A 24,192-nucleotide genomic window follows, 5' to 3' on the forward strand; every position below is an offset into this window, starting at 1 on the left:
ACTCCGACAGACAGGACAACCGATCCGTACCCTGTTGCGCATGGGTCAGACGTGGTCACCGCTTCCGATCCGCAGGCGCTCGATGAGATAGCGCCGCTCCCCCGCGCTCCCACGCGCGCCGTCCGCGCCGGAACCGTCCGCCCGGCGCCCGCCCAGCCGCTCGGCCATGCTCTGCGCCTCGGCCCGGGTGGCATAGCAGCCGACGCGGTAGCGGTTGCCGTTCGCGTCCTGCCGGATGACCATCCAGGGGAGCGCGGTCCTGCTCTCGCTCATCGCGCGCTCCCCCGCCGCGCCCCGCTCCGTCCGCTCCGCGCGCCGCACCCTGGTGATCTACCGGTCCGCATATGCCCGAGCCTACGCCCGGACTTCACTCAGCGCATTCGACTTGGCACAATGCGGCATTCTTTCGGCCACCTGTGCGATCAACGGGAGGGGCGCACGGAGCGGATCAGCGCACCGGCAGGTGGTACACCACGCGGTGCCGGTCCGCGGGCACGACCACGTCCGCCGTCTCCACCGGGCGTCCGCCGGCGCGGTACGTCCGCTCGATCACCAGCACGGTGTGCCCCGGCACCCCGCCCAGCTCCAGCATCTCCTCCGCGAGCCCCGGCCGGGCACCGACCTCCTCCACCACGTTGTCCACGACGAGATCGATGGCCGCCATCCGCTCGACCACCCCGCGCCCGCCGAGCGGCCCCTCCTCCGGCAGCATCACCGGGGTGCGCCCGGTGAGCTCCAGCGGCTCCCAGGAGGTGGAGAGCATCGACGGCTCGCCGCCGGTCCGGAACAGATAGCGGGTGCGCATCACCCGCTCCCCCTCCTTGATCCGCAGCCGCTCCGCGACCCGGGGGGACGCCTCCTCCCGCTCGCTGCGGGACTCCCAGGTGCCGGCCGCCCGGTCGTCGGCCTGCTCCTGCCGGAACGGACTGGCGGAGCCGCCGGCCGCCCGGTAGCCGGTGCGGAACACCGGGCACGGCACGGGACGCTCGCGCACGTACGTCCCCGACCCGGAGCGCCCCTCGACCAGCCCTTCGGCCATCAGCACCTTCCGCGCCTCCAGCGCGACGGTGTCCGAGACCCCGTACTCGGCGCGGATGCGCGCCTGCGAGGGTAGTCTCGTGTGCGGTGGAAGCGTGCCGTCGGCGATCTTCCGGCGGAGATCACCGGCCACACGCAGATACGCGGGTTGCTCACCGAACGGCACATGCCCTCCAAGCCACTTGACGGTCTGCAACAGCTTCGCAACAGAGCGTTATAACCCGCAATAATCGGCCACGGTTTCACTCGATGTGATGAAGTGCTGCTCAGGGCAGGTTTCGGCCCCCGCGGCAGGACGGCGCCACAGGGCCGGACACCCGGCCCCCCGGGACGGTGAGAGAACGTTCCGGTGCGGCGCGCCGCCGCGCGCACGGGGAACCGCGTCGGCGTCCCCCGCGGGTGCGGCCGGGCCGTTCCGGCGGCCGCGGAAAGGGCACCCCGCGCGACACGCGCGGGACCACCTGGCACACTACTCGTCTCCGGCACCGGACGCTCTCGTCTCCCCGGAGAGCCGTTTCCGTCGCGAGAGGAAGCCGGGGGGCAGTGGGCAGGAACGGGACGCCGGTCCGGGAGGACTCCGGCGATCGGCCGCCGCATCCCGTGCCGCGCGGCGCGGCACACGGGATGATCCTGCATCCGGAGTCGTCGGTGCGGCGGGTGCTGTCGGTCATCGCCGACGCGGGAGTCGCGTTCGCCGTCATCGTGCCGGCCCTGTCCTACACCGCCGGATTCGATCCGGTGGTGGGAGGGCTGATGGCCCTGTGCCTGCTGGGCCGGAGACGGTGGCCGGAAGCGGTCATGGCGGCGGTACTGGCACTGGCCGCCGTTCAGTTCGCCCTGTACGACCTGCCCGAGACGGAACTGGCGTCGGCGCCGGCCGCCTACGACGTCGCGGTGCTGCTCGCCATGATGTCGGTGATCCATCACTCCCGGACCGGCTGGATGCCCTACGCTGCGGGCGGCGCGGTGCTGCTCCCGACGGCGTGGGGGCTGGTGGGCGTGCCCGCCCTGGGGATCGAGCCCTTCCTGCACGGGACCTTCGACCTGCTGATCTACTGGGGACTGACGGCCGGTGTGTGGTTCACCGCCTTCTCCCTCCGGGTGCGGCGGCTGTACGCCGAGAGCCAGGCGGCACGCGCCGAGCAGGCCGAGCGGGAACGCGAGCACCTCGTCAGGCTGGCCGCGGCCGAGGAACGGGCCGAGATCGCCCGGGAACTGCACGACGTGGTGGCGCACAGCCTGGCCGTGATGACCCTGCAGGCCGACGGGGCGGGCTACGCCCTGCGCACGGATCCCGACACGGCGGCCGCCGTCCTGAAGACGATCGCCGACACGGGACGCGAGGCGCTCGACGACATGCACCGCATCGTGCGGGTGCTGCGCGGCACCGGTGAGTCCGGCGCCGCCCCGGCGGAGACCGGACGGCGCCGCCTCACCCTCGACGACGTGCGGGTCGCCGCCGATCGCGCGCGCGCCGCCGGGCTGCGGGTGAGCGTGACCCTCGACGTCGACCGGGAGCACCTGTCGCCCCCCGAGGAACTGACGGCCTTCCGGATCGTCCAGGAATCACTCACCAACGTGCTCCGGCACGCGCGCAAGGGAGCCCATGTCACCATCACGCTCCGGGAGGAGCGTGACGCGCTGCTCATCACCGTGGCCGACGACGGCGGGGGCCGGCTCGCCGGCGGCACCACCGGCCGGACGTCGGGCGGGAACGGCCTGTCGGGCATGCGGGAGCGCATCGCCGTCTTCGGGGGAAGCCTGGAGGCGGGGCCGCGGGTCGGACCCGGCTGGCAGGTACGCGCACGGATGCCGATGAGACCGAGGAAGGCCGAGAAGGCCGAGAAGGCCGAGAAGGCCGAGAAGGCCGAGAAAGATCGAGGAAGGAGGAGTGATGACCCGGGCCGGCACACCGATCCGAGTGGTCGTCGTTGACGACCAGCCCCTCATCAGGGCCGGCTTCGCCATGGTGCTGGCGGCCCAGGAGGACATCGAGGTCGTCGCCGAGGCGGAGAACGGGGCGGACGCCCTTCGGAAGCTGCGGGACGTCGAGGCCGACGTCGTCATCATGGACATCCGGATGCCCGTGCTGGACGGGATCGAGGCCACCCGGATCCTCATGGGCCAGGAGGGTGCGCCGCGCGTCCTGGCGCTGACCACCTTCGACACCGAGGAGGACGCCTTCGCCGCGCTGAGCGCGGGGGCGAGCGGCTTCCTGCTCAAGAACTCCCCCGGACCCGAACTCGTGGAGGCGATCCGTGTCGTGGCGGCCGGGGACTCGGTGGTGGCGCCGCGGATCACCCGGCTGCTCCTCGACCGCTTCGCGGACCGGCTGACGTCCGGGAAGGGCCGGGACGAGCGCCTGGAGATCCTCACCGGCCGCGAGCGCGACGTCCTCTCCCTGGTCGCCCAGGGGCTGTCCAACGCCGAGATCGCCGCCGAGCTGACCGTGGCGGAGGCCACGGTCAAGACCCACCTGGGCAACCTCATGGCCAAGCTCCACCTGCGGGACCGTGCCCAGGCCGTCGTGTTCGCCTACGAGTCGGGGCTGGTCCGGCCGTCGCACTGACCCGGGACCTCCGGCCCCCTCCCCGGTCTCTCCGGTCTCTCCGGCGGGCCGCCGCGCGGTTCTGCCACCGGGGGCGCAGAGCTCCTCCGACTGAGGGTGCAGATCTCCCGCTTCCCTTTTCGGGTCTCCGTCCGATGTGGCGCGGACCGTTCGCGAGCAGGCTGGGACACCTCACGCGGTGCCCGTCCACCAGGCCGCGCACCGCGTGGGGATCCACCCCGGCGCCCGGCGCGGGAGGCCGGGGAACCGCGAGGAGAGGGAGAAACCGTGAACGCCGTGAACGCCGTGAACACCGCAACCGAGGGACGCAACCGGACCCGTACCGCCGTGATCGCGGCCGTGGCGACGGTGACCGTCGCACTGGCGGCCGGAGCGGGCTACTGGTGGTACGAGAGCAGCAAGCCGAGCCAGGCGTCGGCCGCGGACTGCCGCATGGCGAAGGACATCGTCGAGCAGGCCAAGGAGGCCGCCGGGAAGCCGGCCGGGGAAGCGGAGGAGTGGGGGCGGAAGACCGCCGCCGAGCGCCGCGTGAAGATGGCGGACGGCTACCTCGGCTTCCGGGTGGCCCAGTACGAGGCCTGGGCCGTGGAGCACGCCAAGGACGCGCCCTCCGGGACGGCGCGCGAGATCCGGAGCCTGCGGGACAAGGCGCAGGAGCACTGCTCGGACGCCGGCGTCGACCTCCCCATGACGGCCTTCGGCTCCTGACCGCCGGAACACACGAGGCCGGCGAAGAGCGAGCGAAGAGCACACACCATGCGGGTTCACCCACAGTCCCGGGACACCGGGCCGTCCGACGCGGTCATCACCGCCACCGACCTGGTCAAGACCTACCACCAGGGCACCACCGGGATACGCGCCCTGGACCACGTCAGCGTCAGCATCCGGCGCGGACGGTTCACCGCCGTCGTCGGCCCCTCCGGCTCGGGCAAGTCCACCCTGCTGCACTGCGTCGCCGGGCTCGACACGCTCACCTCCGGACGGATCGTCCTCGACGGGGTGGAGCTGTCCGGGCTGTCGGACGCCGCGCTGACCCGTCTGCGCCGGGAGCGGATCGGCTTCGTCTTCCAGTCGTTCAACCTGCTGCCGCAGCTGACCGCGCTGGAGAACATCACCCTGCCCCTCACCATGGCCCGCAAGGCCCCGGACCGCGAACTGGTCGACCACCTCGTCCACATCCTCGGCATCGCCGACCGGATCACGCACCGGCCCGCCGAACTCTCCGGCGGACAGCAGCAGCGGGTGGCCATCGCGCGCGCCCTGGCGTCCCGGCCCGCGGTGGTCGTCGCGGACGAGCCCACCGGGAGCCTGGACTCCCGGTCGGGCGCGGACGTCCTCGCGTTCCTGCGCCGCTGCACCGACGAACTGGGCCAGTCGGTGGTGCTGGTCACCCACGACCCCCTGGCCGCGGCCTGCGCGGACCGCGTGCTGACCCTCGCGGACGGACGCCTCGTCGCCGACGAGACCGGCCCCGGGCGGATCCCCTTCACCGGGCACCGGACGGGGGCACGGCTGTGACGACCACGACGAGATCCTCCTGGCGCGGCACCGTCCTGGGCACGCAGATCGCCGAACTCCTGCGCAGACCGGGGCGGTTCGCGGCCACCGGGCTGTCACTCCTGCTGGCCGCGTTCGTCGTCTTCGGCACCGTCATGACCCAGCAGATCCTCAGCTCCACCGCGGTGGAGCGCTTCCGGGGCACCCCCGGGGCGGTGTCCGCCGTGCTCACCTCCGACGCCCCGGGAGGCATCGGCGACGCCGAGCTCCGCCGGATCGGCGAACTGCCCGGGGTCGCGGAGGCGGTGGGCCGCCACGACGACGGTGCCCCGCTCGGCGGCAGCTCCGTCGAGCGCTACCTCCGGCTGTACGCCGATCCCGGCACCGGACCCCTGTCGCAGGTCCGCCTGCTGCGCGGCACCTTCCCCGACGGCCCGGACCGGATCGCCGTCAACGAGCAGGCCGCCCGGGACTACGGGCTCGCGCCCGGCTCCCCGCTCGTCCTGCTGCGCGTCGACCCCGACGACCCCGGCCGCACCCTGCCGACCGAGGTCGAGGTGAGCGGAGTCGTCCGCAGCGCCGTGACCGGCCAGAAGCAACCGGCGGGTTACGCGACCGAGCTCCGGATCAGGCGGCTGCTCGCCCTTCCCGGCCATCCCCGGGTGGACATCCGCACCGAGTCGGGGACCGTGCCCGACGGGCTGCGCGAGGACATCGGCCGCATCGTGCCGTCCGCCGAGCTGCGCGACGGTGCGGCCGTACGGGCCGCGGAGGAGAAGGAGGCCGCCGCGTCCGCGGGCGACCTGCTGGAACTGGTCTCCCTGTTCCTGGCCGTGGCCGTCGTCGCCTCGGCCCTCGTGGCGGCCTCCACCTTCCGGATCGTGTTCGCCCAGCGGGTGCGCCAGCTCGCCCTGCTGCGGGCCGTCGGCGCGACGGGGCGGCAGCTGCGGCGGGCCCTCCTGGCCGAAGGAGCCGCCGTCGGCCTGGCCGCCGGCCTCGCCGGAGTGGCGGCCGCCTGGGGATGCTCGCACCTCGTCCCGCCCGTCTCCGGCCGGTTCGGGCAGCCGCTCTCCCCCGCCGCCGGTTTCCCCCTGGCCGCGGCCGTCCTGACCGTGGCGGGCACCGCGCTCCTGGCGGTCCTGGCGGTCCTCGCCCCCTCGCTCTCCGCCGCCCGCGTCTCCCCGATGCAGGCACTGCGCGCCGCGGAGCACACGAGCGGCACCAGGGCCGCTTCCGCCGGCCGGATCCTCGCCGGGCTCCTGGGTGCCGCGGGGGCCGCCGCGCTGGCCTGGCACCAGCGCGGTCTGCTGCCCGAGACGGAGGGCGAGGACATCGACCGCTTCTCCGCCCTGCTCGTCATCACGGTCTCGGGCACCCTCGCCCTCCTCGCCCTGAGCGCGCTGGGCCCCGTACTCGTCCGTCCCGTCCTGGCCGCGCTCTCACCGCCGCTGCGCCGGCTCGGCACGGCGGGGCGCCTCGCCGTCACGAGCGTCGGGGAGGCACCGCGCCGGGCCGCCGCCGGCATGCTCGTGGTCGCGCTCGGCGCCTCCCTCATCAGCGTCACGCTCGTGACGCTCGACTCCCTGCGCGCCTACGACCGGACCAGGCAGGCGGTCGAGGCACCCGCCGACTACATCCTGCGGCGGGACGACGGCGCCCCGCTTCCGGGGCTGGCCGCCGAGGTGAAGGCCCTCCCGGAGCTGACCGGCGTGCGGACCTTCCGCAGCGTCGACGTCGTCTCGGGCACCCGCAGCGCGACGCTCACCGACCTCGACCCGCACCGGCTCGGAATCGCCTCCGGCCTGCCCACCGCGACCGGCACCCTCGGCGCCCCGCGGGCCGGGCACGCCGTCGTGGACGCCCAGTACGCGCGGGACCTCGGTGTGCGGGCGGGCGACCGGATCAGCGTCCGGTACCAGGAGCGCACCACCACCTTCACCGTCGCGGCGACCCTGCGCGGCAGCGGCCCCTACCACGCCTCGGTCTACGTACCCGCCGCGGACCTGACCCGGATGGGAGTGGACACCGCTCCCACCACGATCACCGCCGACGCCGCCGAGGACGGCCCCGGGGGCAGGTCACGGGCCGATGCCGCCCTCACCGGCCTCCTGGCGGACCCGGCGGACCGCCACGGCCGCGTCCTCGTCCACGACCCCGCCGAACAGCAGGGTTCCTCCAGCGACCTGGGGACGGTCGGGACGACGGTGATACTCGTGCTGGGGCTGACCGTGATCGTCGCCGTCGTCGGGGTCTCCATCACCGCCTCCCTCGGCGTGGTGGAACGCACCCGCGAGTTCGGCCTGCTGCGCGCCCTGGGCCTCACCGCGGGCTCGGCACACCGCACCGTCACGGTGGAGTGCGCGATCCACGGGGCGCTCGGAGGCGTACTCGGCCTGGCACTCGCCCTGCCCTACTCGTGGCTGGTGGTGCGCACGATCGCGGCGACCGCGCCGTTCAGCCTCCCCACGGGCCGGCTCGCGCTGGTGGTCTGCGTCCTCACCCTCCTCACGGCCGCCGGGGGCGCGGCGCCCGCGGTCCGCGCGTCCCGTACCCCGCCCGTGACGGCGGTCGCGCAGGGCCGGTGACGCGGCGCCGGGTCCCGCCGTACCGCTTCCGGGTGTCCTCGCGGTGCTCGCCCGGGACGGGCCGGAGGAATCGTCCCGGGCGGGTTTCGGCCCCCGCGGCAAGGCCGCGGGGGCCGAAGCGCACCTGTCCGGGGGTCCCCGCACCGGTTCCGGGCCGTGACGGGAGCGGACCAGAACCGGGACCCGGCCGCCCGCGGCCGGGTCAGGACGTCAGAACACCAGCGCCCAGGAGTTGACCGTGCCTGTGTCGAACGCGGCGTTGTCGGTCACCCGCAGCGTCCAGACGCCGTCGGCCGCCGTCCCGCCCGCGCCGACCCGGTACAGCCCGACCACGTCGTCGGCGCCGCCGCCCGTGCCGTGGTCCTTGAGCAGGTGCACGGTGCCGTCCGGCGCGACCACCTCGATCCGCAGATCGCCGATGTAGGTGTGCCGGATGTCGAGGTCGGCCTTCAGCCCCTCGGGGACGGGCCCGCCGATCCCCGAGACGGTGATCGGGGACTCGACCGTGGCGTTGTCCTGGATCGGCCGGGCGGTGGCGTTCTCGAAGCGGACGCCCGGCGGGGCCTGCGGGCCGCCCGCCCCGACACCCAGCAGTTTGTTGGGCGACCCGCTGCCCGCCCCGAGAACCGCACCGGTCACGACGGCCTCGTCCAGGCCCGCGGCGACCTGGCCCGGGGCGGCTCCGGGGTGCTCCGCCAGGTACAGCGCCGCCGCTCCCGCGACATGCGGTGCGGCCATCGACGTGCCGGAGATGGTGCTGGTGGCGCTGTCCGAGGTGTGCCAGGCCGAGGTGATCTCCGAGCCGGGCGCGAAGAGGTCCAGGACGGCGCCGAAGTTGGAGAAGTAGGAGCGGCCGTCGTCGGCGTCGGTGGAGCCGACGGTCAGCGCCTCGGTGACCCGGGCGGGTGAGTAGCCCGCCGCGTCGGCGCCGGAGTTGCCCGCCGCGACGACGTAGGTGACGCCGGCGGCTATGGAGTTGCGCACCGCGGTGTCGATCGCGGGGTTGGCTCCGCCGCCCAGGCTCATGTTCGCCACCGCGGGCCCGGTGGCGTCACGCGTCACCCAGTCCACCCCCGCGACCACACCGGCCACGGTCCCGGAGCCGCCGTCGTTCAGCACCCGCACGGCGACGATCTCGGCCTTCTTGGCGACCCCGTGGGCGGCGCCGGCGATCGTGCCGGCCACATGAGTGCCGTGGCCGTTGCCGTCGGAGGCGGTGGTGTCGCCGTCCACGGCGTCATAGCCGTACCGGGCGCGGCCGCCGAAGTCGCCGTGGGTGATCCGCACACCGGTGTCGATGACATAGGCGGTCACCCCCTCACCGGCTGAGTCGGGGTAGGTGTAGCCGTCGTCCAGCGGCAGGGCCCGCTGGTCGATCCGGTCCAGGCCCCAGGAGGGCGGACCGGGCTGGGTGGTGGCGACGGAGACCTTCTGGTCCTGCGCCACGGCCTCCACGGCGGGGTCGGCCGCCAGCCGCTTCGCCTCCGCCTCCGTGAGCCGGACGGCGTAGCCGTTGAGGGCCTCGTGGTAGGTGCGCCTGATCTCGGCACCGTACCTCTCCGCCAGCTTCCTCCCCTTCGCCGAGCCGGCGTCGGCCAACTCCTCGTCGAGGGTCACGATGTAACTGTTCTTGATCGCTCCGGGTGCCCCGGCGTTCTGGATCACGCCTTCGGCGGGCGGTGCGGGGGCCGCCGCGGCGGTCACCGCGGAGCCGAGGCCGACGGCCAGGGCCGCGGCGGTGGCCGCGGCCGTTCGGGCAAGCCTGCGTCTGGTGGGACGCGTCGCCGCCATGAGGGTCCTCCTCCTGTGGGGGGTCGTGCCGATACGGAATGCGCATGGGCATGACAAACCAACGGCACCAGGTCCGTGCGGTGCGCGGCGGTTCGCCTCCCCAAAGATTTGCCGTTCCACAGGAATGCCACAAGGGGGTGCCCTTGGAAGACACGCACCTGTCACACACCGTCAACATGTCCACTTGAAAAGGTGGTTGGAGACTCCCCTCCGGAGGAACGCCGCACGGCGCTCCGGGCGGGCCTCCCCGCGGAGGGCGGCACCGCCCCGGCGGCTTTGCCGGCTCTTTGACAACCCGTCGCGCCTCCGCCCCGTCTCCCCGGACGACCCGTGAAGCAGTCCACCCCCCTTCCGGGGCCCTGGTGCAGGGGAGCAGTCGATGAGCCTGGTCGTTCCCGGTCACCCGGGGCCCCGGGGCCGGGGCGCACCGCCGTTCCGGCGGAGCGTGACCGCACCGCCCCGGCGTGGCGCCCACGAGGGTCACCCACCACCGCCCACCCGATCGAGGGTTCGTCATGTTCCGTACATTCCGTGGAAGACGTGTCCGCCCCGGCGCTGCCGCGCTGGCACTCGCCGCCGCTCTCGCCGCCCTGACGGCCGGTCCCGGCCTGCGGGCGCAGGCCACCGACGCCGCAGCCGCCGACCCGGTCGGTGTCGTCGAGTACGACCTGGGCGACGAAGTGTTCACCGACCCGGCGGACTGGCACGGGGTCTCCGAGCTCCGGGCCGTCGTCCACTACCCGCGCAACATCGACGGCAAGCTGCCGGTGGTCGTGCTGATGCACGGCCAGCAGCTCCCCTGCCACTCCCCCCGCGAGGAGGACTGGGACTGGCCGTGCCCGCCCGGCGTCGACCCCTACCCCAACCACCGGGGCTACGACTACCTCGCCGACGCACTGGCGCGGGACGGCTACGTGGTGGTGGCGCCCAACGCGAACGGCCTCAACTACCACATGGGTGTCGCCCCGCAGCGCGCACGCCTGATCAACCGCCACCTGGAACTGCTCGGACAGTTCTCCGAGACCGGTGGCGGGCCGCTCGCCGGCCGCTTCACCGACGCGCACACCGGCGAGCCGACGACTCCCGGCCTGAGGAACCGCCTCGACCTGGACCGGGTCGGCACGATGGGCCACTCGGTGGCCGGTGAGGCCGTCATGTACCAGGCCGCCGACGGCAACCGGGAGGAACTGCCGGACGGCGTACGGATCCGCGGGGCGGTCTCCCTCGCCTCCCCCGGGCCGAGCGGCTTCTTCGACACGCTGGTGACGGAAGCGCCGTTCGCGGTGGTCTCGACCGGATGCTGGTCGCTGGGCAACGAGTCGTACTTCGAGGACGCCCGCGGCCACTCGGGTGCCAACGGCTTCCTGCTCCGCCTGACCAAGGGCAACCACAACTACTTCAACACCGAGTGGACCGCCGGGCCGGAGCCGAGCGGCGGCGACGACACCACCTGCCCCAAGACGGCGGGACGGCCGACCCCGGAGCAGCAGCAGGGTCTCCTGGTCACCTACCTGCGCGCCTTCTACGCGTACAGCCTGAAGGGCGACCGGTCCGTGCTCCCGGTCCTGACCGACGCCGGGCAGTTCCCGGGCGTCGACACGGAGACGGACAGCTACTGACCGCGTCGCGGGCCCGGCCCGGTGGCCGCAGCCGCCACCGGGCCCCGGACCGCCCTCCGGACGGAGCTCCGGGTACTTGGACACCCCGGTCCAGCACACGTCCGGCACATCGGGACACCGGTCGCCACACCACACCGCAGCACCGGCGCACCGGTCTCGTCCCCGACGGGAGCCGTCCACCGGGCCGGCCGTTCCCGGCGCACCCGCTGCCGGCGTCGGCCCCGGCGAGGATGCCGAGCTTGACCAGGCGTTTCAGCTTGGCGCGGTGCGGTCGAGAGCGCGATCGATGATGTCGGCGATGAACGCGGAGGTCACCGTTTCGCCCTCGTAGGTCGCTCGGACGAGGATCGCGCCGACCAGCATGGCGAGGCAGGGCTCGACGTCGTCGGGCCGGAGATGCGCGGCGAGGACGCCGCGGACTCCGGTCGTGGCGGTCTCGTACAGGCGGTCTCGGAGGTCCCGCGCGCCTTCGTCGTGGCCGGCGCGTTCGATGACGCCTGCCATCAACCGGTCGTACCGGCCTTCCGACAGTGTCAGCGCGAGCGCGCTCAGCGAGTCGTGGAGGTCTTCGTAGAGGTTTCCGCCGGTCGGCGGGTGGGCGGCGTCCTCACAGATATAGGTGATCGCATCCCGCATGAGATCGACGGAGGTGGGCCAGTGCGCGTAGATCGTCGCCTTCGAATACCCGGCCCTCCGGGCGACCTCGGCGTGCGTCGTCGCCTCCCAGCCTTCTTCCAGCAGTGACGCGGCGCTCGCTCTGATGACGTCGCGCCGCGTGCGCGCCACGCGCGGATCCCCGGGCCCACCGGACGACTTTGCCACTCCTCAAGGATAGCCCGGCTCGGCCCAACAGGCCACTACTGGACATGCAGTACAGTACTAAATTATCAGTACAGCAATTATCGGAGTGGCCTCAGGCGCGGGCTCATCCCTGCGCGCGCCGCCCGACTTCCTCCCGCACCGTCCCGCAGGCCGGTTCCCTTGAAGGGGCTCCTTGATGACTTCCGCAGTGCCACACACTCAGCAAGCAATCGTGCAGAGCCGCTACGGAGCGGTTCGTGACGTGCTCGCGCTGTCAGAGGTGGTTCCCGTCCGCGCTCCAGGACCCCAGGAGGTGCAGGTTCATGTCCGGGCGGCAGCGGTCAACCCCATCGACTGGCAGATGATCGAGGGGAACCGGCGCCTCATCACCCGCCGCCGCTTCCCGTTCACGCCGCTGTTCGACCTTGCCGGTGTCGTCACCGCGGTCGGGGATCAGGTCACCTCGTTCCGAGTGGGTGACCGGGTGCACGCCGACAACGAGATCGACGGAGGTGGCGCCTCGGAGTACGTCAATGTGCACTCGCGGTTGCTCGCCCACGCACCGGCAGGGCTGGACTTCGCCGAATCCGCCGCGGTCCCGCTTGCGGCGCAGACAGCGATGACCTGCCTGGACCGCGGCCAGGTCGCGGCCGGAACCCGTGTCGCGGTGATCGGGGCGTCCGGAGGCGTCGGCCACTTCGCCGTCCAGATGGCACGTGCGGCCGGGGCCTTCGTACTCGGTGTCGCCGGCGCGCGCAACCAGGGGTTCGTGCGGTCCCTGGGAGCGGACGAGGTCATCGACAGGAACGCGACCGATCTGTCGGCCGGCTTCGGCGCGGACTCGTTCGACGTGGTGGTCGACTGCGTCGGCGGACGCGAGCAGTGGACACGGGCGCGGCGGGTCCTGCGTCCGGGAGGACGGTTCGTGACGATCGCACGCGACGAGGACGGCGTGGTCACACCCGCCTCCGCGGCCCGGCTCCTGACGACGATCACCGCTCGCAGGGTCCGGGGCGCGGGTCCGCGGGGAACAAAGTACGTTCCCGTCTTCCTCAAGGCCTCCGGGGCCCTTCTGCGGCGTGTGAACGAGCTGGTCGAGGGCGGCCGGGTCCGCGTCCACGTCTCCCGTTCCTTCCCGCTGACGCTGGAGGGCGTGACCGCGGCGTTCGAGGAGAGTCGCGCGGGACGGGCCACCGGAAAGCTGGTGCTCCAGCGATGACGTCCCGGTTCCAGGACCACGGGCGGGCCACCGCTCCGGAGTTCGCCTCCCCCCTGCGGCTGCCCTGCGGCATCACTCTTCCCAACCGCATCGTGAAGGCGGCGATGGAGGAGCAGCTCGCGGGCAGGGGCGGCCATCCCGACGCCCGGCTCGTGACGCTCTACCGCACCTGGGACAGGGGCGGTGTGGGCATGATGCTGACGGGACACGTCATGGTCGACCGGTCGGCCGTCGCGCAGCCGGCCGATGTCGTCCTGGACGCCGCCGGCGACCTCGCGCCCTTCCGGGAGTGGGCGGCGGCCGCGGAGAAGAGCTCGTTCTGGATGCAGATCAACCACCCGGGGAGAGTCGTCCAGCGGGACACCGGCTCGCGAGCACTGGCGCCCTCGGCGGTGCCCGTGGACATCGGCCCGCTCTCGAAGCTCTTTCCGGCACCCGAGCCGATGACGGCAGGCGACATCCGGGACACCGTGGAACGCTTCGCGGTCACGGCGGAGCTCGCCGAGCAGGCGGGGTTCGCCGGTGTCGAGATCCACTCCGCGCATGGATACCTGCTCGCCCAGTTCCTCTCCCCGCTGGTCAACAAGCGGACCGACCAGTGGGGAGGCTCCCTCCGCAACCGTGCCAGGCTGCTCCTCGACGTCGTCGCGGCCGTCCGCGCGCGCGTGTCACCTGGTTTCGGCGTCGCCGTCAAGCTCAACTCGGCGGATTTCCAACGTGGCGGCTTCGACCTCGAAGACGCACACCACGTCATCGAGTGGCTCGGCGGCAGTGTCGACTTCGTCGAGCTGTCCGGCGGGAGCATCGAGTCACTTGCCACGGCCGGTCACCCGGCGGACGAGCGCACCCTGGAGCGCGAGGCCTACTTCCTCAAGCTCGCCGGAGAGCTCGTCGCGGACGCTTCGATTCCTCTCATGCTCACCGGCGGGATCCGACGGGCACGGGTCGCAGAAGACGTGATAGCGCGCGGGTTCTCTCTCGTCGGTGTCGCGACCGCGCTCGCGCAACGGCCCGACGCCCCCCTCCGCTGGCTCGCGGGCGAGGACGGCGAGGTCCCGGCCCCTCGCTCCTCTCTCCGATCCAGGTCCCTTCGCGCGGCAGCGGTACAGGCAAGCATTACCTCGCGACTGCACGATCTCAGCCGCGGCCGTTCAAGACCAACGCTCGCCCCGGCCGCCGCCCTCTTCGTCGACCGGTACCGGCGATCCCGCGCGCTCCGCCGCCGGCGTCGAGAGCGGTCGACGACCTCCTAGGACGTTCGGCCCCTGACCGGGCGTCGGCGCATGCGCCGACGCCCGGTCAGAACCTTCGGCACTCGCAGGACGGAGCACCGGCGCACCGGTCTCGTCCCCGACGGGAGACATCCACCGGGCCGGCCGTTCCCTCGGCCCGGTTCACTCGGACTCCGCCCGCCCCTCGCCCGCCATACCCAGGCGTGCCTGTTCCTCCTCCACGATCCGCCGGGCCAGCTCGGTGTCCGACACGTCGACCGCGTCCGGGGTGGCCTCCGCCACGGCACTGCGGCGGGCGTAGGCATCGAACAGGCGGGTCTTGTTCTCCAGCATCCTCACCATGCGCTCGTCCACTCCCCCCGTGGCCAGGAGGCGGTGCACCCGGACCGGCCTGACCTGACCCATGCGGTGGGCCCGAGCCACCGCCTGGTGCTCGACGGTCGGCTTGATCTGGGGTTCGCAGATGATGACGACGGAGGCGGCCTGCATGTTGAGACCTATGCCCGCTGCCTGGATCTGCGCCAGCAGCACCGCGGGCCCCGGGGCGGCCGCGAAGTCGTCGACGACCTGCTGCCGCCGTCCGGCCGGTACGTTTCCGGTGAGCGGGCCGAGCACCGGGGCACCGCCGACGGAACCGGCGACGAGCGCTTCCCGCACCGTACTCAGTACGTCCTTGAAGTAGGAGAAGACCACCGTCTTCTGCCCGTTCTCGCCGGCCTCCCGGACGATCTCCCGCAGTCGGCCCAGTTTGGCCGACTTCCCGGGGTGCGTGTACGCGGCCCTGCGCATCGCCATGAAGTTGCCGTCGCGCACGGCTTCGCGGTAGGCCGCCTCGTCAGCGGCGCTCAGTTCCTCCCACTCGTCCGTGTGCTGGAGGCTGGGCAGCTCCGTCAGCACGTCCTCCTGGTTGCGCCGCAGGTAGACCGGTGCGACGGCCCTGCGGAAGGCCGTGGACCCGGCCGGCGCGTCCCGGTCACCGAGGGATTCCGCCAGGCCGGGGTCCAGCATCCGCACCAGATTGCGGAACTCGGCGACCCGGTTCTCCATCGGGGTGCCGGTCATGAAGAGCGTGCGCTCGCAGCGCTCCGCCCACTGAGCCACGGCCTGGGAGCGCAGAGCCTCCGGATTCTTCACGGAGTGCGCTTCGTCCACCACGAGCATGCCGACCTCTCCGCCGCCCGGGGCGGGGAATCCGCGCAGCGCGTCGAAGGTGGTCACACCCACCCCGCCCCGCCCCTTCCAGTCGGCGAACGCGTACTGCCGGTCCGGGCCGTGCAGGACCATGACACGCAAGGTGCTGCGGGCCTCGATCTCGCGCGTCCAGTTCACCAGGACGCTCGCCGGGCAGACGACCATGAAGTGGCTCTGCCCCTCGGCAGCCAGATGAGTCAAGGCTGCTATTGCCTGAATGGTCTTGCCGAGGCCCATCTCATCGCCGAGCATCACCTTGCGCTGCGCCAAGGCGAACCGGGCACCGAACGCCTGGTAGCCGCGCAGGGAGACCCGGCGGTGGGAGTCGTCGAGTTGCTGGCCCCGAACCCGCTCCGCGATCTCCTCGGGCAGGAACCCCTCGGCAGCAGCCGCGTCGGGCGCACGGCCGGAGATCTCGGCAAGCAGGCTGTAGTACTCGGCAGAGCGCAGTTCGAAGTCGACCCAGGCCGCGATGTCGGACGAAGGCCCTCGCAGCAGATCCACCGATGTCTGGGCGAACAGCCCGGGGACACCCGCCTGGTCCGCCTCGTCCACCACCGACCGGATCTCCGCGACCGCCGCCAGCGCACGGGATTTCTTCTCCCGGCCGGCCAGCAGCATCCTCAGCCGCCCGGCGGCGGGCCCGGCGGCGGCCAACAGCGGACCCAGTCGTCTCGACAGGCCGGCCGCCGTGTCGACCGCGCGCCGGGCGTCCGGGCCGGCCTCCACCAGCACGTGCAGAGCCGTGACGAGCGCGGTGGTCCGCGGCTCCGGCCGGTCCACGTCGATGTGGACGGCCACCGTTTCGTGTGCGGCCTCGGACAACCGGCGAGCGGCGGCGAGGACCTGGTCAACGGTGCGTCGGCCGACCCCGGGGATCTGGAGCAACCGGTAGGGGCCCGCTTCCAGTACCCGGCCGACCGTGCGCAGTCCGCTCCTCTCGACGCTGCCCAGGCGCAGCCGTCCTTCGGTGACGTCCTGCAACCGGGCGACGGGGATGGCATCAAGCTCCCGTGCCACCGCCGAGTCCTGGATCGGTTTCAGGGCCGCCCGTACCGCCTCGACGGCCTTGCCGTGGTCGCCGACCACCGACAGCGCCGCCTCGTGCAGCCGCGCCCCTCTCGCCACCACGTTCCGTTCACCGCGCCCCACCCCGTCCACCCTTCTCCACGCCCCCGCATCCTCCCACCGCCACACCGGATTCCGGCACGTGTTCAGGCATCCGCACGGATGCCGCCCGGCTCCCACGGCACTTGCCCGGACTGCTTCCGGCAGGACGACCACGTCCGATTCCGCCGACCGGTCCCGGCAGGCGGAGCCACAGGGCCCACCTGGTCGAAGCCCGGCGAAACCACCGGAGGTTCGGCATCTGGGGGGAGGCCGGCACCGACGTACGCAGGGACGTCGGCCGAGGGTGAGCCGCTCGCCCTCAACGCCGTCTCCAGCGCTACGAGTGCAACCTCGATGGAAAGGTCACAATTCCACGAACGGTCCATGCCGGGCAAGGAAATGCGGCAGACTCACTCTCACGGTCTTCGCGCTGGTGATGCGCGTTCCCCGGGCAGAACCCATGGACCAGCAGAGAGCCATGTCCAGTAATAGTGGTCGCCGAAGCTAAGGGTATTCATGGACAGCACATCAGCGCCGCAGGAGGACAGCAGGCGGTTCGATGTCCTCCTGCTCGACTACTCCATGGCACGCGAGGACGAACGAACTCACCAGAATATGCAGGCAGCGATCTCCGGTGTCGCGATTGCGCTCCTAGCGGTAATCGCAACGCTGGTGAGCGAAGCATGCCAGTTACGCCAAGACGACGGCTGCTCCCCCAAAGTACCTCACATCTTCCTCGCAGGCGCCCCGGCCGTCCCTCTCGGAGTTCTTGCCGTTCTCCAGTTGACCGGCGCATCCGCCGCAGTGCGAAGTTACTACATGCGAGCACTGGAGAAAGAGCTGAGAGAGTACGCGCAGGCTCCTCTGAAGCAGCTCACAGCCATCGCCAACATCGGACCAGCCTCACACACAGGAATTCTGCTGGAAATCACCTCGCTGCGCAGAGGGCGCATCGGCCACAGGTTCTTGACAATCATAACGATGCTGATCGCGTTCTTCACATTCGGCGGTCTGACGCTTTACATAGCACTCAAGCTTCCCCACGCCTACCGCATGGGCATGTTGACCGGCTATGGAATCTCGTTCACTGTTCTGTTTCTAAGTGTCGTCTCTGTCACTCTGGGTGCGAGACGGACCTTCATTCGCGCCGCGAAAGGTTTTGCCTCTCGACAAGGGGACTCCATGTTCGAGGGCGCCGCTATGAACACGGAAGGGCGCAGCCTTGTTTCATACCTGATACTCCCGCGACCCGAGGACTGGATCAAGTGGCTCTTCGTTCCGCTGGTCTTCATTCTTGCGTCCTGGGCAAATGGAAAAGAGTACGACTGGACTTCCATGGCCGTACACCTGCTCATCACCGAGTACCTGGTGTACTCGGCCAGGTATCAGTGGAACGACATCCGGGGCCTCAAGGACGATCTGAACCACCCTCAATCCGGTTCCCGTTTTCGCCTGCCTCAGGTGGAGTCACCGGCACATGCCCGGTTCATTATAGGCGCGAGTCTGTTCGTGGCCATTCTTCGACTCTCCGCTTCTCTTGCACTCGGGTTCATCCTGGATCAGACAGTCGCCACCCTGTCTCTGATTCTACTGGTTTTGGGCATCGCGCTGCTGTACGAGCGACTTCGTGACACCGAGAAACACAGCAACATCGCAGCACGACTCTTGTGGAGCGTCGTCGGGGCAGGTTACGCAATCCGTTTCTTGGTCGGTCTCCACGCCGCCGGGGAACCTGTACTCAGCACGCTGGCACTCTCGGGGGTCGCCTATGCATACACCTTTGGAATCATGTTCGTCCTGATGACCTGGGTGCTGGAAGCCACAAGTTTCTGCGGCCGGCAGACGTCAAACGAGTGGCACATCGCCGACAGCGCCCTCCGCAGGAAGCGCCACATCATGCTGCTGCTCCCCTACCTTCGCATCCCCCGAGTGGACCTCACCTCGCCTCCTCATCAGCGTTCCTCGCCGGCCTTCCCTCCATGCGAGGGAGAACCTGTCCTCGCCAGACCGGAAAATGTACGGACACTGTTCGCACCATGGCGTGTCGCTTTCCTCTCCACTGCACTCTGCTCAGCGCCTCTCGGAACACTTCTGGCGCAGCATCAAATCGATGTACGCCAGATGGCGCCGAGCATGTTACTGGCAGGCCTGGCGGCAGTCATTGTTGCGCGGAGCTCCGCCCTTACAGCTTTTTCCGGGATTGCGCTTTCTTCTTTCCTTATCGCCTCCCTGCCGTACCTGTCGGGCTCCGGGGACCCGATTACCGACGCAGTCCTCATTTCTTTCCCATGGCTACTGTGCGGATTCACCTACGTATCTTTTTCCCAGCAGTCCTACATCCAGCTGAAGAACTTCGCCAAGAACTTGTCGGAGAGAGCAAGGAAGATACTTCTGCGAATTATCCGATGGGTTGTCGGGGAAGAGACCTGGCGAGAAATAAACTGAATTAATCGCGGGATCCTGAAAGGTCTCGAACCTGCGCCGCTTCCTCATCGGCGGAGGAGCGTACGGCTATCGCAAGGTAGCGCGGCAGGGTGAGCAGAACCCGGCACGACTGCGCATGCCACCCGGCCATCCCGGTCCGGAAAGTGCTGCGTAACCAGATGACTGATCTTCGCTGTTGAGGTCTTCGACAAGGTGTCGGGCTGCCTCGGTCTCGATCGGGCCGTGTGGCTCGATGTCCTCGCCGGCCAGCCGGGCGGGCATGAGCCGGATCATGGCCGCCTTGATCATCGCTTCGGCGCGCGCGGTCCTGCGCTCGTAGTCCCGGGCCGACCTTCTGCACCGTCCCAGCCAGGAAAATGTCCACTCCACCACCCACCTGCGGGGCAGTACCCGGAAGCCTTTCACGTCCGCGTCGCGCGGCACGACCATCAGTTCCAGGCGCTCGTTCTTGGCGGCCCAGCCCACCAGCCGGGCGTCGACCGCATTGACGTAGCCGCCGTCCACCCACACCGGCCCCAGCAGTGGAAAGCGTCGGCGGACGCCGCCGAGTACCAGTTCGGCTCCGGCCCGGTCCTGTATCGAGGCCGAGTGCACCACCGCTTTGGGGACCAGGTCGCAGGTGTCCACCAGCAGATGACGCTTGCGCCCGCGCACCCGCTTGCCCGCGTCGAACCCGATCGCCTCACCGCCCTCGCTGGTCCGGGCGGACTGCGAGTCCAGTACGGCCGCCGAGGGCTGCGGATCCCGCCCGTCGGCGGCCCGCGCCCTCTCCCGCAGCGCGTCGTGGACGCGGTCCCAGGTGCCGTCCGCCGTCCAGGCGCGGGTGACGAAGAGCAGGATCACCCAGCACCGATCCGGCACGGGCACGGAGACGGGGTCGCGATCTGGATGACACGACTCCATCTGAGCTGCTGTTTTGCCAACGAATAACTTACGCCACGGCGTGGACTAAACGTTGAAGCGGAACATCGACGGCACCACGACGACCTGCGAAAACCCCGAGATCTTGATCACGGTCCAGCCAGGATCCAGCAGCCGGAACAACGTCGCGGCGGCTCCGGGCAGCTCGGTCCACCGCGCCACACGAGGGCACGGTCAAGACCGGCCGCGATCCGTGAGCATCACGGTGCGCTGACCCGTATGCCGGGCGAGCGCCTCGAAGTCCCGGCCGCAGTGCAGCAACACAAGACCGGACAACTCGGCGACGGCGGCAACGAGCAGGTCCACCGGTCCGGCGCTGCGGTGCTCACCGTGCCCGACAAGAATCTGCTGAACCTCACGCGCGCGCTGGTAAACGTCATCCGGGATCGGCGCCCAGGCATAGAACCCGTTCAGATGCCGCTGCATCTGCTGGTGGTGGCCGGACGACCGTGCAGACCGAAGCACCTCCAACTCGGTGATCTCACACATGCCGACCAACCCGGAGTCCAGCGCCTCCCCCCACCCCCACGCGTCCGCACCATGCTGCAGGAAACGCGCCACCGCAGACGTGTCGGCCAAGTAGTTCACGCAGCCCGATCCCCGTCAGCCGCCGCGGAGCCGGGACGGTACCGCGACTTGTCCAACAGGACATCCAGATCCAGAGCCTCAGCCGCCATCCCCTCGGCCGTCAAGCGCGCCTCGTGACGCTTGACCCGGTCACTGACCTCACGGAGGGCGCGGTTGACCGTGTCCTTCTTCGTCTTCGTCCCAAAAGCCCGCTGTGCCGCGGCGAGCGCCTGCTCATCAAGCTCGATCAGCGTCTTCCCCATATACTCCACCCCTTTCCATATATCCAGAATCTACCATGGATATACAGCATGCGTCCTCGCCTTCCGAACGACGCGCGACCCACCACTGCGGTGCAGTGGGCTCAAGCGTCCGCCCCGTGCCGGAGTGCCTCCGGCACGGTGAGCCGGTGCCGCTCCTGGGGTCGTCGCATGGCCGGCGGGCTGTCACGTGAGGAAACTCAGCTCCCGATGCGAAGGCTTCACCAGGCCGGGACGAACCAGCCAAGATCCAGCCATCGGAAACCCCGCCCAGCTTCAACTACCATCCAGCACTGCCCCGGCCTGCAAAAACGCTGCATCCCATCTCCCGACCCCAGATCCCGAACGTTCCGCCGCAACGAACGAATCCGAGCAGCGAACAGCCCCCTGACCTGCGCATATGCAGATCAGGGGGGCGATCCCGCGAGACGGCTAAACGTTGAAGCGGAACTCCACCACGTCGCCGTCCTGCATGACGTAGTCCTTGCCCTCCATGCGCGCCCTGCCCCGGGCGCGGGCCTCGGCGACCGAGCCCGCCTCGATGAGGTCCGCGAAGGAGATGACCTCGGCCTTGATGAAGCCCTTCTGGAAGTCGGTGTGGATCACCCCGGCCGCCTCCGGGGCCGTGGCGCCCTTCCGGATCGTCCAGGCGCGGGCCTCCTTGGGGCCGGCCGTCAGATACGTCTGCAGGCCCAGGGTGTCGAAGCCGACGCGGGCCAGGGTGGCCAGGCCCGGCTCGTCCTGGCCGACCGACTGGAGCAGTTCGAGGGCGTCGGCCTCGTCCAGCTCGGCGAGGTCCGACTCCAGCTTGGCGTTGAGGAAGATCGCCTCGGCCGGGGCGACCAGCTTGCGCTGCTCCTCCTTGTAGTCCTCGTCCACCAGCTCGTCCTCGTCGACGTTGAAGACGTAGAGGAACGGCTTGGTGGTGAGCAGGTGCAGGTCGTGCAGGAGGGCGGCCCGCTCCGAGCCCTGGACGAAGCCCGCCGAGAACAGGGTCCGGCCCTCCTCCAGGATCGCCTGGGCCTCCTCGACCGCCGTCACCTTGGGCTGGACGTCCTTCTTGATCCGGGACTCCTTCTGGAGCCGCGGCAGGACCTTCTCGATCGTCTGGAGGTCGGCGAGGATCAGCTCGGTGTTGATGGTCTCGATGTCGCCCGCCGGTGAGACCCGGCCGTCCACATGGACGACGTTCTCGTCCTCGAAGGCGCGGATGACCTGGCAGATCGCGTCCGACTCGCGGATGTTCGCCAGGAACTTGTTGCCCAGCCCCTCGCCCTCGCTGGCACCGCGCACGATGCCCGCGATGTCGACGAAGTCCACGGTCGCCGGAACGACACGCTCCGAGCCGAAGATCTCCGCGAGCCTCGCCAGCCGGGTGTCGGGGACGCCGACGACGCCGATGTTCGGCTCGATGGTGGCGAACGGGTAGTTGGCCGCCAGCACGTCGTTCTTGGTCAGGGCGTTGAACAGGGTCGACTTGCCGACATTGGGCAGGCCGACGATTCCGATCGTGAGCGACACGTGGCGACTTCCCGTAAGCGAGAGGATCTTGGTGGACCGGCCCGGGAGTGGGCCGATCCACCAGTCTACGGGCACCCGAAGGGCTGGCAGGGCGTGTCCGTGCCCCGCTCCGGGGCGGTCGGCGTCCTACGTTGGTGCGGTGGAGCAACACAGCGCGCACGCGCCCCGCGACCGTCGGCGGCACCGGGCGGACCGGTCCGCCTCCTCCGGAGCGCCCCGGCCTCCCCGGCCCCCCCGGCCGTCCGGAGCACGGCTCACCGGGCTCGGCTGCGGGCTGCTGGCCGTCGGGGCGATGACGGCGGCCGGCGGGCTGGACGCGCTGCTGCTGGGCGGCGATCCCGCCGTCTACGGGATCTGCTTCGTGCTGGTCAGCGCCGTGTGCGCGCTGTGGGTACGCCCCGCGGAGCTGCTCGCCGCGCCGGTCGCGGCACCGATCGCGTTCACCGCCGGGGCGCTGTTCCTCGGCGACGAGGCGGACGGAGCGGCCGGCCTGCTGGTGGAGCTGGTGACCGTGCTGGCCGTCAACGCCGGATGGGTGTACGGCGGCACACTGACCGCGGTGGCGGTCGTCCTCGTCCGCCACCGCGGTGCCGCCCGCAGACGGGCCGCACCCGCGGACCGGGACGGCCGGGCGGACCGGGAGGGCCCGGACCGGAAGGACGCCGACCGGGCCGCCGCCCGGTCCGGTCCGGCCGGTTAGCCCCGCCCGGACGGGGCCGTGCCGTCCGGGCGGCCCGTACGGTTCAGCCGGCGGCCTTCCGCGCCGCCTCGGCACGCAGGTCCCGGCGCAGCTCCTTGGGCAGCGAGAAGGTGATGGTCTCCTCGGCCGCCTTGACGATCTCCACGTCCGCGTAGCCCCGCCCGGCCAGCCACTCCAGGACCTCCTCGACCAGTACGTCGGGGACGGAGGCGCCGGAGGTGACGCCGACCGTGGTGACGCCCTCCAGCCAGGCCTCGTCGATCTCGCCGGCGCCGTCCACCAGGTGGGCGTCCCGGGCTCCGGCGCCGAGGGCGACCTCGACGAGCCGCTTGGAGTTCGAGGAGTTCTGCGAGCCGACGACGATCACCAGGTCGGAGTCGGCGCCCAGCTGCTTGACCGCGATCTGCCGGTTCTGCGTGGCGTAGCAGATGTCGTCGCTGGGCGGGGAGACCAGCTTCGGGAACTTCTCCTTGAGCCGGTCGACGGTCTCCATGGTCTCGTCAACGGACAGGGTGGTCTGGGAGAGCCAGACGACCCTGGACTCGTCGCGGACGGTGACGCCCGCCACGTCCTGCGGGCCGTCGACGACGGTGATGTGGTCGGGGGCCTCGCCGGAGGTGCCGATGACCTCCTCGTGCCCCTCATGGCCGATCAGGAGGATGTCGTAGTCCTCCTGGGCGAAGCGGACCGCCTCCTTGTGGACCTTGGTGACCAGCGGGCAGGTCGCGTCGATGGTCGCCAGTCTCCGCCGCTCGGCCTCCTCGTGCACGATCGGCGCCACGCCGTGCGCGGAGAACATCACGATGGAGCCCTCGGGGACCTCCTCCGTCTCGTCGACGAAGATCGCTCCCTTCTTCTCCAGGGTCTGCACGACGTACTTGTTGTGGACGATCTCGTGACGGACGTAGATCGGCGCGCCGTACTGCTCCAGTGCCTTCTCGACGGCGATCACCGCGCGGTCGACGCCCGCGCAGTAGCCGCGGGGCGAGGCGAGCAGGACCCGGCGTGCGGTCGTAGCAGTCATGGGGCCATCGTACGGGCCGGACCGCGGGGCACCGGGGCAGGTGCCGCTCCGGCGGGGCTGTCGGGCTGTCGGGCTGTCGGGCTGTCGGGCTGTCGGGCTGTC

General features: G+C 70.9%; 21 protein-coding genes. 10 read left to right on the forward strand and 11 right to left on the reverse strand.

Going from position 1 to position 24,192, the window contains the following annotated elements:
• Window positions 1–45: 45 nt before the first annotated feature.
• Complete coding sequence (locus CUT44_RS34060; protein WP_100202573.1) at window positions 46–273, reverse strand: hypothetical protein; 228 nt, start codon at window positions 271–273, stop codon at window positions 46–48.
• A gap of 175 nt (window positions 274–448) precedes the next feature.
• Window positions 449–1,204, reverse strand: a complete 756-nt coding sequence (locus CUT44_RS16165) for a GntR family transcriptional regulator (protein WP_100202574.1) — start codon at window positions 1,202–1,204, stop codon at window positions 449–451.
• A 458-nt stretch (window positions 1,205–1,662) separates the two neighbouring features.
• Here CUT44_RS16165 and CUT44_RS16170 point away from each other — a divergent pair, with 458 nt between their 5' ends.
• The 5 genes from CUT44_RS16170 (at window position 1,663) to CUT44_RS16190 (ending at window position 7,689) form a co-directional block, all read left to right on the forward strand.
• Window positions 1,663–2,973: a sensor histidine kinase gene (locus CUT44_RS16170; protein ID WP_100202740.1), complete on the forward strand. Its 1,311-nt coding sequence runs from the start codon at window positions 1,663–1,665 to the stop codon at window positions 2,971–2,973.
• Entirely contained in the window at window positions 2,933–3,607 is a 675-nt protein-coding gene (locus tag CUT44_RS16175) for a response regulator (protein ID WP_100202575.1), read from the forward strand. Before CUT44_RS16170 ends, CUT44_RS16175 begins: the two co-directional genes overlap by 41 nt.
• 267 nt (window positions 3,608–3,874) lie before the next feature.
• Entirely contained in the window at window positions 3,875–4,315 is a 441-nt protein-coding gene (locus CUT44_RS16180) for a flagellar basal body-associated FliL family protein (RefSeq protein ID WP_100202576.1), read from the forward strand.
• 48 nt (window positions 4,316–4,363) lie between these two features.
• On the forward strand, window positions 4,364–5,125 hold the full coding sequence (locus CUT44_RS16185) for an ABC transporter ATP-binding protein (protein WP_100202577.1): 762 nt from the start codon (window positions 4,364–4,366) through the stop codon (window positions 5,123–5,125).
• Window positions 5,122–7,689: an FtsX-like permease family protein gene (locus CUT44_RS16190; protein WP_100202578.1), complete on the forward strand. Its 2,568-nt coding sequence runs from the start codon at window positions 5,122–5,124 to the stop codon at window positions 7,687–7,689. The genes CUT44_RS16185 and CUT44_RS16190 overlap by 4 nt, the downstream gene beginning before the upstream one ends.
• Window positions 7,690–7,899: 210 nt before the next feature.
• On the opposite strand, the gene CUT44_RS16195 is transcribed toward CUT44_RS16190, so the two are convergent.
• The gene (locus CUT44_RS16195) at window positions 7,900–9,480 is read right to left on the reverse strand and encodes a S8 family peptidase (protein WP_100202579.1); all 1,581 of its coding nucleotides are present in this window, start codon (window positions 9,478–9,480) and stop codon (window positions 7,900–7,902) included.
• A 515-nt stretch (window positions 9,481–9,995) separates the two neighbouring features.
• On the opposite strand from CUT44_RS16195, the gene CUT44_RS32545 reads away from it, so the two are divergent.
• On the forward strand, window positions 9,996–11,099 hold the full coding sequence (locus CUT44_RS32545; RefSeq protein ID WP_102248712.1) for an alpha/beta hydrolase: 1,104 nt from the start codon (window positions 9,996–9,998) through the stop codon (window positions 11,097–11,099).
• A gap of 252 nt (window positions 11,100–11,351) precedes the next feature.
• Here the strand turns inward: CUT44_RS32545 and CUT44_RS16205 are convergent, their stop codons facing one another.
• The gene (locus CUT44_RS16205) at window positions 11,352–11,921 is read right to left on the reverse strand and encodes a TetR/AcrR family transcriptional regulator (protein WP_100202580.1); all 570 of its coding nucleotides are present in this window, start codon (window positions 11,919–11,921) and stop codon (window positions 11,352–11,354) included.
• Between the two features lie 292 nt (window positions 11,922–12,213).
• Between CUT44_RS16205 and CUT44_RS16210 the strand changes: the two genes are divergently transcribed.
• Both CUT44_RS16210 and CUT44_RS16215 read left to right on the forward strand, forming a co-directional pair.
• Window positions 12,214–13,119, forward strand: coding sequence for an NAD(P)-dependent alcohol dehydrogenase (locus tag CUT44_RS16210; RefSeq protein ID WP_199185724.1), 906 nt, complete (start codon window positions 12,214–12,216; stop codon window positions 13,117–13,119).
• On the forward strand, window positions 13,116–14,372 hold the full coding sequence (locus CUT44_RS16215) for an NADH:flavin oxidoreductase/NADH oxidase family protein (protein WP_100202582.1): 1,257 nt from the start codon (window positions 13,116–13,118) through the stop codon (window positions 14,370–14,372). Before CUT44_RS16210 ends, CUT44_RS16215 begins: the two co-directional genes overlap by 4 nt.
• A gap of 141 nt (window positions 14,373–14,513) precedes the next feature.
• Here the strand turns inward: CUT44_RS16215 and CUT44_RS16220 are convergent, their stop codons facing one another.
• Window positions 14,514–16,694 carry a DEAD/DEAH box helicase gene (locus CUT44_RS16220; protein WP_199185725.1) on the reverse strand — a complete coding sequence of 727 codons (2,181 nt, stop codon included), beginning with the start codon at window positions 16,692–16,694 and terminating at the stop codon, window positions 14,514–14,516.
• 474 nt (window positions 16,695–17,168) lie between these two features.
• On the opposite strand from CUT44_RS16220, the gene CUT44_RS16225 reads away from it, so the two are divergent.
• On the forward strand, window positions 17,169–19,097 hold the full coding sequence (locus tag CUT44_RS16225; protein ID WP_100202584.1) for a UbiA prenyltransferase family protein: 1,929 nt from the start codon (window positions 17,169–17,171) through the stop codon (window positions 19,095–19,097).
• Between the two features lie 66 nt (window positions 19,098–19,163).
• Here CUT44_RS16225 and CUT44_RS16230 read toward each other — a convergent pair whose 3' ends face one another.
• From CUT44_RS16230 to ychF, 5 genes are all read right to left on the reverse strand, one after another.
• Complete coding sequence (locus CUT44_RS16230; RefSeq protein WP_456300519.1) at window positions 19,164–19,964, reverse strand: IS5 family transposase; 801 nt, start codon at window positions 19,962–19,964, stop codon at window positions 19,164–19,166.
• An 81-nt stretch (window positions 19,965–20,045) separates the two neighbouring features.
• The gene (locus CUT44_RS34540; protein ID WP_269846184.1) at window positions 20,046–20,180 is read right to left on the reverse strand and encodes a hypothetical protein; all 135 of its coding nucleotides are present in this window, start codon (window positions 20,178–20,180) and stop codon (window positions 20,046–20,048) included.
• A 12-nt stretch (window positions 20,181–20,192) separates the two neighbouring features.
• Window positions 20,193–20,606, reverse strand: a complete 414-nt coding sequence (locus CUT44_RS16235) for a PIN domain nuclease (protein ID WP_100202585.1) — start codon at window positions 20,604–20,606, stop codon at window positions 20,193–20,195.
• Window positions 20,603–20,848, reverse strand: coding sequence for a type II toxin-antitoxin system VapB family antitoxin (locus tag CUT44_RS16240; RefSeq protein WP_100202741.1), 246 nt, complete (start codon window positions 20,846–20,848; stop codon window positions 20,603–20,605). Before CUT44_RS16240 ends, CUT44_RS16235 begins: the two co-directional genes overlap by 4 nt.
• A gap of 429 nt (window positions 20,849–21,277) precedes the next feature.
• Window positions 21,278–22,366, reverse strand: a complete 1,089-nt coding sequence (ychF, locus tag CUT44_RS16245; protein WP_100202586.1) for a redox-regulated ATPase YchF — start codon at window positions 22,364–22,366, stop codon at window positions 21,278–21,280.
• Between the two features lie 139 nt (window positions 22,367–22,505).
• On the opposite strand from ychF, the gene CUT44_RS16250 reads away from it, so the two are divergent.
• Window positions 22,506–23,066 (forward strand): DUF6542 domain-containing protein, encoded by a 561-nt coding sequence (locus CUT44_RS16250; RefSeq protein WP_100202587.1) that lies wholly within the window; start codon window positions 22,506–22,508, stop codon window positions 23,064–23,066.
• A gap of 43 nt (window positions 23,067–23,109) precedes the next feature.
• On the opposite strand, the gene CUT44_RS16255 is transcribed toward CUT44_RS16250, so the two are convergent.
• Window positions 23,110–24,090, reverse strand: coding sequence for a 4-hydroxy-3-methylbut-2-enyl diphosphate reductase (locus CUT44_RS16255; protein WP_100202588.1), 981 nt, complete (start codon window positions 24,088–24,090; stop codon window positions 23,110–23,112).
• Between the last annotated feature and the right edge of the window lie 102 nt (window positions 24,091–24,192).

This window comes from Streptomyces carminius (genome assembly GCF_002794255.1).
GTDB lineage: Bacteria > Actinomycetota > Actinomycetes > Streptomycetales > Streptomycetaceae > Streptomyces > Streptomyces carminius.